Here is an 8260-nt window from a genome sequence, read left to right as displayed (position 1 = left end):
AAAAGGGTGGCTGTCAAGCCACCCTTTTTTCATTTCTGCAAGCAATTGCGTGTGAAGTCGGGCACGCCGAACGGGTTCATCCCCCGCATCCGGGTGACAAATCTTGGCCGTCTGCGTGAGGATCTGATATTTCTTGGCAGCGCCGTCGACCTTGTCGGCCAAAAAATGTCACTTCCTGAGCCGCATCAGCGCCGCTCCGCCCGGTCTGTTGGGGCTTTGAGGGCTGGCACGAAGTCTGCACATTTCCTGCCGTCTACTCACTTGACGGAGGATCCTTCCATGAAGCGCGCGCAACAAGGTTTTACGCTTATCGAACTGATGATCGTCGTGGCGATCATCGGCATCCTGGCGGCGGTGGCACTGCCGGCCTATCAGGACTACACGGTCCGCGCCAAGGTTTCGGAAGGTCTGTCGCTGGCGGCTGGCGCGAAGGCCACGGTGGCAGAGAACGCGGCGAACGGTGCTCCGCTGAAATCAGGCTTCCAAGCCCCTGAACCGACCAAGAACGTTGCTAGCGTCAGCATCAGTGAAACTACGGGCGAGATCACCATCACGTTCACTTCGGCAATTGATAATGGGGCTACGCTTGTTCTGGCTCCGCGTGATGGGGCCAATGCGCTGTCGGGCACGGCGACGGCATCTACGATTCCGGCCAGCGGTTCTATCACTTGGAATTGCCTGTCAGCAGCTTCCACTCGTGACGGAGCCAAGGGCACGATCAAGGGCAAGTACGTCCCGGCCGAATGCCGTAGCTGACACCCCCTTGTCTGAGGGGTAAAGATGCGCCTTCGGGCGCATCTTGCGTTTCTGGCGCCCGAAAACGAATTTGTTCCTTGGTGAATGGCGGCGGATTCTCTACAACGGCAGCAGTTTTCCGCAGGAATGCCACGCCATGTGCCACACCGCCGCTGTCGTCCCGGGGGGAGAGCAGTCAGGCCCTCGCCCGGATTCACGTTGATCGAGCTGATGATCGTCGTCGCGATCGTCGGCGTGCTGGCGGCCATCGCGCTGCCCGCCTACCAGGACTATGCGCTGCGCGCCCGCGTCTCCGAAGGGCTGCGCCTGAGCATGGAAGCCCGCGACATGGTGACCGAGTTCTACGGCACCAATTCCCGCTGGCCTGACAGCAATGAGGCCGCCGGTCTGGTGGAGCCCGAGAAGATCGCCGGCAACAGTGTCAGCTCGGTTTCTGTCGGCAGTGCCGGCATCATCACCATCCGCTTCAATTCGCGGGTCCAGGACGGCAGCCTTCTGCTCCAGCCCGAGGCCGCCTCGGGCAGCATCCGCTGGTCCTGCCGCATTCCTTCCAGCGGCGGCCTGTCGCCGCGCCATGTGCCGGCGGAGTGCCGCGGCAGCTGAAGCGCAGGCCTGCGCGGGTCCGGGGCGAGCGGCTCGGCTCGCTATGATCGGCGCGCATGACGCCGCCGCTTTCCGCTGACCGCAACGCCTTCCTGCCGCTGGCCCTGCTGGCCGTCGCGCTGCCTTTCCTGATTGCCGGCAGCGCGCCGCCGACCTCGACCTATTTCAACCAGGCGCTGGCCTTCGGTGGCTGCGGCCTGTGGCTGATGGTCTGGGCGCTGGGCGCCCGGCCCGGTGCGGCCGGATCTTCCGCCGCCACCCGCGGGCTGCTGGGCGTGGGCGCGCTGCTGCTGCTGGCCACCGCGCTGTCCTCCGCGCCCTGGGGGCAGCGGCTGGCGCCTCTGGGCTGTCTGCTGCTCGGCGGCGCGCTGATGCACGCGGTGGCCCGCAGCTGCCGTGACGGCCGCGGCGGCGACTGGACCCTGCCGCTGATGTGCGCGCTGCTGACGGCCGGACTGCTCAGCGTGGTGATCGGCGCGGTGCAGGTCTTCGCGCCCGAGCTGGCCGACGGCCGCTGGGTCGCCTTCGCGACCACGCCCGGGCGGGCCATTGGCAACATGCGCCAGCCCAACCAGCTCTCGACGCTGCTGCTGTGGGCCGCCGCCGCCGCGGTCTGGCTGTCGCTGCGCGAGCGTCGTCCGATCGTGCAGCTGGCGCTGGTGCTGGCCGCGCTGGTCTTCGGCGTGGCGATGACCGCCTCGCGCACCGGCCTGGTCGGCGTGGTGCTGCTGGCGCTGTGGGGCCTGCTGGACCGCCGCCTGCCGGCGCCGGTGCGCGGCCTGCTGCTGGCGATGGTGCCGTTCTATGCGCTGTGCTGGGTCGGGCTGGAGCAGTGGCTGGCCTCGCATGGCGTGATGTTCTATGGCGACGACCAGCTCAAGAAGACGCTGCATGGCGACGCCAGCAGCTCGCGCGGGCGCATCTGGGCCAACACCTGGGCGCTGGTGCAGGCGCATCCCTGGACCGGCGTCGGCGTCGGGGCCTTCAACTTCGTCTGGTCGATGACGCCGTTTCCCGGCCGGCCGGTCGCCTTCTTCGATCACAGCCACAACCTGCCGCTGCAGCTGGCGGTGGAGTCCGGCCTGCCGCTGGCCGGTGCGGTGCTGGCCGGCGTGGCCTGGGCGGGCTGGCGTGCCCGTCGGGCGCTGGTCGATGCCGACGAGGAGCGCGCGCGCGACGCCCGGACCGCGCTGTTCATGCTGGTGATGGTCGGCGTGCACAGCCTGCTCGAGTATCCGCTGTGGTACGTCTACTTCCTGCTGCCGGCGATGATGCTCGCGGGCTGGCTCACCGGCAGCGTGTCCGCCTCGGTCGAGCCGGCGCGGCCGCCGGCGGCCGCGCCGGGCTGGCGCCTGCGCCTGGGACCGTGGCTGTGGAGCGTGACCGGCGCCCTGGCGCTGGTCGCCTCGGTCTGGTCGACGGTCGAGTACTGGACAGTGTCGGTGATCTTCGAGCCCGAGCTGTCCTTCGGCGAGGCCGAGCCGCTGTCGGCGCGCATCGAGCGCGGCCGGCGCAGCGTGCTGTGGGGGCATCACGCCGACTATGCCCGCGCGACGATGGCCAAGGCGCCCGAGGAGGTCTTCGACGCCTTCGACCGGCCGCTGCACCATCTGGCCGACACCCGGCTGATGATCGCCTACGCCCGGGCGCTCGAGGGCCGCGGCGAGACGGCCCGCGCCGCGCATGTGGCGGCGCGACTGCGCGAGTTCCGCAATCCGGCCTCGGCCGAATTCTTCTCGGTCTGCGATGCGCCGGGCTCGGACCGCCGACCCACGCCGTTCCAGTGCCTGCCCGATCCGGCCCTGCCGGCCGAGCTGATGCGGCCCTGAGCCGGAGCCTGCGCCAGCACACCTCCCGTCATGCCCGCGAAGGCGGGCACCCACGAAGGGCCCACGGCTTTGGCAGGCGTGGGTCCTCGCCTTCGCGAGGATGACGATGGCGGGGTGGGCGGGACGGGATCACGGGTGCTGAGCGAGCCAGTCGCCGGACTTGCCGCCGCGCTTCTCCAGCAGGCGGATGTCGGTCATGACCATGCCCTTCTCGGCCGCCTTGCACATGTCGTAGATGGTCAGCAGACCGACTTGGACGGCGGTCAGCGCCTCCATCTCGACGCCGGTGCGGCCCAGCGTCTCGACGGTGGCCTCGCAGTGCACCGCCGAGGCGGCCTCGTCGAGGCGGAAGTCGACCGCCACCCGGGTGATCGGCAGCGGATGGCACAGCGGCACCAGATCGGCGGTGCGCTTGGCGCCCTGGATCGCGGCGATGCGCGCGATGCCGATCACGTCGCCCTTCTTCGCCTCGCCGCGTGCGATCAGCGCCAGCGTCTCGGGCTGCATGCGGATCGTGCCGGTGGCGGTGGCGACGCGGTGCGTCGGATTCTTGGCCGACACGTCGACCATGTGGGCCTGGCCGTGGGCATCGAAGTGGGTCAGCGGTGAGTTCATCGCAGGGGGACGGCAGTCGGTGGAGGTGGAGGACGGATGCGTGTTGTAGCCGGCGCCGCTGTCAGCGGCCTGGGCCTCAGCAGGGAGATACACGCCGGCGCCAGGGTGGCGGCATGATACGCAGCCTCGTTCCAGGAAGATGATGAAGACGACTCCGCTGCTGCTGGCCGCACTGCTGGGCCTGACGATGCCGCTGGCCCTGGCGCCGGCCTCACCGGCGCAGGCGGCCACCCCCGCCGCCGCGCCGACCCTGCCCGCGCTGGGTGACGCCGGCGGCGACGAGCTGGGCCTCGGCGCCGAGCGCCGGCTGGGCGAGCGCATCATGAAGGAGCTGCGCCGCGACCCGGACCTGCTCGACGATCCGCTGCTGCAGGACTATGTCGACTCGCTGTGGCAGCCGCTGCTGGCCGCCGCCCGCGCCCGCGGCGATCTGCCCGACGAGCAGCGCGAGCAGTTCGCCTGGGCGACTTTCCTGGTGCGCGACCGCAGCGTCAACGCCTTTGCGCTGCCCGGCGGCCATGTCGGCGTGCATCTGGGCCTGATCGCGATCACCTCCACCCGCGACGAGCTGGCCGCGGTGCTGGCGCATGAGCTTTCGCATGTGACGCAGCGCCACATCGCGCGCTCGATCGCGACCAGCCGGCGCCAGTCGCTGATCGGCGCGGCGACGATGATCGCCGGCATCCTGGCCGCCTCGCGCAGCGGGGATGCGGCCAACGCGATGATCGTCGGCGGACAGGCGGTCGCTGCGCAGGGCCAGCTCAACTTCTCGCGCGACATGGAGCGCGAGGCCGACCGCATCGGCTTCGGCGTGCTGGAGGCGGCGGGTTTCGCGCCCGAGGGCATGGCCGGCATGTTCGACCGGCTGCAGAGTGCCTCGCGGCTCAACGACAGCGGCCAGTTTCCCTATCTGCGCTCGCACCCGCTGACCGGCGAGCGCATGGCCGAGGCCCGCTCGCGTCTGGGCGTGAATCCGGCTGGGTCGGGCGCGGCTCCGGACGCGGCACGCTGGCTGCATGCGGCGATGCAGGGCCGCGCCCGCGCGCTGATGGACGGCCGCGGCGAGACGCTGAGCCGGCTGGCCGGCGGCGGCGTGCCCGGCGCGGCGGCGGTGGCCGGCACGCCGGAGGCCTTGTCCACCGCCTGTGCCGCCGCGCTGGCCGCCACCCGGCTGAAGGACTGGCGTGCAGCCGATGCCGCGCTGGCCCGCGCACGCACGCTGGCGGCAGGCCAGGGCGCACCGGTGCAGCGGGCCGTGCAGATCATCCAGATCGAGTCGATGCTCGACCGCGGCCAGACGACCGAGGCGGCGCGGCTGCTCTCCGGCGGTCTGCTCGACGGCAGCCGCGCCGGCCTGATGCTGTCGGCCCGGCTGGCCGCGCTGCCGCAGGCCGATGCGACGCAGGCCGGTCGGGTCCGCGAGGATCTGCAGACCTGGGTCAGCGTGCGTCCGGGCGATGCCGGTGCGTGGCAGGCGCTGGCGCGGGTGTCGGAGCGGCTCGGGCAGCCGCTGGCCTCGCTGCGCGCCCAGGCCGAGGCGCAGGCGGCACTGGGCGATCTGGCCGGTGCGGTCGACCGACTGCGCGCTGGCCAGCGGCTCTCGCGCAGCAGCGGTGCGGTCGAGTCGATGGAGGGCGTCGTCATCGAGTCGCGGCTGAAGGCGCTCGAGCAGCAGCGCCGCGCCGAGCTGGAGCGCGAGCGTCGCGGCGAGGACGACTGAAGCAGGACCGAAGGCCCTGGCGGGGTGCCGCGCCGTTCTCGTCGCTCAGTCTTCGTCGAACAGGCGCTGCAGCGCGCTGTCGATCACCATGCCGCACAGGCTGTACAGCAGCGAGGTGATCAGCGCCGCGCCAAATCCGGCGACCTGCAGCCCGTCGAGCATCCAGGCCGCGAACTGGAACACCAAGGCATTGATGACGAAGAGGAACAGGCCCAGCGTCACCACGGTGACCGGCAGCGTCAGCACCACCAGCAGCGGGCGCACGACCGCATTGAGCAGGCCGAGAATCAGCGCCGCCATCAGCGCGGCGCCGAAGCCCCGCACCTCGAGCCCGGGATAGAGGGTCGCCACCAGCAGCAGCGCGGCAGCAAGCAGGAACCAGCGAGCGAACAGCTTCAGCATGATGCGTGAAAGGATACACGCATCAGAGGGCATTGGTACCCGACTGTTCAACCCTGCAATTTTGAGGGAAAAGAAGAGTTCAGGCAGAATCCGTGCCATCGAAAGGGGAGTAGCAGAGGGTCGCCAGGCTCTCGCGGCATCCCGTCAGTACGGTGAACTGCCCGACAGCGGCTCACCCGGGTTCGCAGACAAACACCCGCACGGCGCCCGCCGTGCCGCTTGTCGCAAGACCTTTCGGTACGGAGCGCCCTTCAGGGCTGCGCAGACCGTGCCGAAGGCCGCTCCGAGTCTCGTCATTCGTCGAACGACCTGATCGAAACCTGTGGAGTGCTGTTCATGCTGATGAATTCGATGGCGCCAGACTGGCTCTGGCTCTTCTTCGGGGCGGTGGTGCTGCTGGCCCTGTTCGTGGACTTCGTGGTGCTGCGCAAGCAGGGCGCACATGAAGTGAGCGTCAAGGAGGCGCTGAACTGGTCGCTGGTCTGGGTGGCGCTCAGCCTGGCCTTCAACGGCCTGCTGTGGTGGGCCACCTGGCGCGAGCATGGCACCGAGATCGCCAACACCCGCGCGCTCGAGTTCCTGACCGGCTACCTGATCGAGAAGTCGCTGGCCGTCGACAACATCTTCGTCTTCCTGATGATCTTCACCTACTTCGCGGTACCGCCGTCGTACCAGAAGCGGGTGCTGATGATCGGCATCATCGGCGCGATGGTGCTGCGCACGGTGCTGATCCTGGTGGGCGCCTGGCTGATCGCGCAGTTCCACTGGATCCTGTATGTCTTCGGTGCCTTCCTGCTGATCACCGGCATCAAGATGTGGTGGGCGGCCGGCCAGGAGCCTGACCTGGAAAGCAACCCGGCGCTGAAGCTGCTGCGCAAGGTGCTGCCGGTCAGCAAGAACTTCGATGGTGAAAAGTTCTTCACCGTCGAGAACGGCAAGCGCATCGCCACCCCGCTGCTGCTGGTCATCGCGCTGGTGGGCGTGACCGACGTGATCTTCGCGGTCGACTCGATTCCGGCGATCTTCGCCATCACCAGCGATCCGTTCATCGTGCTGACCTCGAACATCTTCGCGATCCTGGGCCTGCGTGCGATGTACTTCCTGCTGGCGGCGATGGCCTCGAAGTTCCATCTGCTGAGCTACGGCCTGGCGGTGATCCTGGCCTTCATCGGCACCAAGATGCTGCTGATCGACATCGTGAAGATTCCGGTGTTCGCGTCGCTGGGCGCCGTGATCGGCATCCTGGCCCTGACGATGTGGCTGAGCGTGCGCACCGCGCCGAAGCTGCCGGCCAACAACGGCTGATCCCGCCTTCCGTCACACCCGCGAAAGCGGGTGCCCACGAGCATCACCAAGCCCATGAAAAAGGCCACCCCTTGCGGGGTGGCCTTTTTTGTCGCGTTGCCCGCAGCCCCGGCCGGGCGGCCGGGATCAGCGCAGCATCACAGCAGCGACTTCAGGATGCGACCCATCTCCGACGGATTGCGGGTGACCTTGAAGCCGCACTCTTCCATGATGGCGAGCTTGGCGTCAGCGGTGTCGGCGCCGCCCGAGATCAGCGCACCGGCGTGGCCCATGCGCTTGCCCGGAGGCGCGGTGACACCGGCGATGAAGCCGACGACCGGCTTCTTCATGTTGTCCTTGACCCAGCGGGCGGCTTCGGCCTCGTCCGGGCCGCCGATCTCGCCGATCATGATCACGGCGTCCGTGTCCGGATCGTCGTTGAAGGCGCGCATCACGTCGATGTGCTTCAGGCCGTTGATCGGGTCACCTCCGATGCCGACGGCCGACGACTGGCCGATGCCCAGCTCGGTCAGCTGCGCCACGGCTTCATAGGTCAAGGTCCCTGAGCGCGAGACCACGCCGATGCGGCCCTTGCGGTGGATGTGACCGGGCATGATGCCGATCTTGATCTCTTCCGGCGTGATCAGGCCCGGGCAGTTGGGGCCCAGCAGCAGCGTCTTCTTGCCACCGGCGGCTTCCTTGGCCTTCATCCTGTTGCGCACTTCCAGCATGTCCCGGACCGGGATGCCTTCGGTGATGCAGATCGCCAGGTCCAGGTCGGCCTCGACGGCTTCCCAGATCGCCGCGGCGGCGCCGGCCGGCGGCACGTAGATCACCGACACGGTCGCGCCTTGCTGCTGCGCGGCTTCCTTGACCGAGGCGTAGATGGGAATGTCCGAGAACGACTCGCCGGCCTTCTTCGGATTCACGCCGGCGACGAAGCAGTTCTTGCCGTTGGCGTAGGCCTGGCAGCCCAGCGTATGGAACTGACCGGTCTTGCCCGTGATGCCCTGGGTGATGACGCGGGTGTCCTTGTTGATCAGGATGCTCA

Annotated in this window: 8 protein-coding genes; 5 read left to right on the top strand and 3 right to left on the bottom strand. The window is 68.8% G+C overall.

Going from position 1 to position 8260, the window contains the following annotated elements; translation table 11 throughout:
- Positions 1–279: 279 nt before the first annotated feature.
- From HZU84_RS21045 to HZU84_RS19780, 3 genes are all read left to right on the top strand, one after another.
- Positions 280–756 carry a pilin gene (locus HZU84_RS21045; protein WP_149505346.1) on the top strand — a complete coding sequence of 159 codons (477 nt, stop codon included), beginning with the start codon at positions 280–282 and terminating at the stop codon, positions 754–756.
- A 198-nt stretch (positions 757–954) separates the two neighbouring features.
- The gene (locus HZU84_RS19785) at positions 955–1359 is read left to right on the top strand and encodes a pilin (protein WP_420821119.1); all 405 of its coding nucleotides are present in this window, start codon (positions 955–957) and stop codon (positions 1357–1359) included.
- Between the two features lie 56 nt (positions 1360–1415).
- Entirely contained in the window at positions 1416–3188 is a 1773-nt protein-coding gene (locus HZU84_RS19780; protein WP_149504582.1) for a PglL family O-oligosaccharyltransferase, read from the top strand.
- A 129-nt stretch (positions 3189–3317) separates the two neighbouring features.
- Here HZU84_RS19780 and moaC read toward each other — a convergent pair whose 3' ends face one another.
- Complete coding sequence (moaC, locus tag HZU84_RS19775; protein ID WP_149504581.1) at positions 3318–3803, bottom strand: cyclic pyranopterin monophosphate synthase MoaC; 486 nt, start codon at positions 3801–3803, stop codon at positions 3318–3320.
- A 142-nt stretch (positions 3804–3945) separates the two neighbouring features.
- On the opposite strand from moaC, the gene HZU84_RS19770 reads away from it, so the two are divergent.
- Positions 3946–5523: a M48 family metalloprotease gene (locus HZU84_RS19770; RefSeq protein WP_244954325.1), complete on the top strand. Its 1578-nt coding sequence runs from the start codon at positions 3946–3948 to the stop codon at positions 5521–5523.
- A 45-nt stretch (positions 5524–5568) separates the two neighbouring features.
- On the opposite strand, the gene HZU84_RS19765 is transcribed toward HZU84_RS19770, so the two are convergent.
- Positions 5569–5925 (bottom strand): phage holin family protein, encoded by a 357-nt coding sequence (locus tag HZU84_RS19765; RefSeq protein WP_149504579.1) that lies wholly within the window; start codon positions 5923–5925, stop codon positions 5569–5571.
- Between the two features lie 342 nt (positions 5926–6267).
- On the opposite strand from HZU84_RS19765, the gene HZU84_RS19760 reads away from it, so the two are divergent.
- A complete protein-coding gene (locus HZU84_RS19760) occupies positions 6268–7230 on the top strand; it encodes a TerC family protein (RefSeq protein WP_149505344.1) in 963 nt (320 codons plus the stop codon).
- A 137-nt stretch (positions 7231–7367) separates the two neighbouring features.
- Here the strand turns inward: HZU84_RS19760 and sucD are convergent.
- The coding region (sucD, locus tag HZU84_RS19755; RefSeq protein ID WP_180693106.1) for a succinate--CoA ligase subunit alpha at positions 7368–8260 on the bottom strand (893 nt) is incomplete at its 5' end.

This window comes from Sphaerotilus sulfidivorans (genome assembly GCF_013426975.1).
Taxonomy (GTDB): Bacteria; Pseudomonadota; Gammaproteobacteria; order Burkholderiales; family Burkholderiaceae_C; genus Sphaerotilus; species Sphaerotilus sulfidivorans.
Note: the sequence above shows the minus strand (reverse complement) of the source record. Positions and strands in the feature narration are given on the sequence as shown.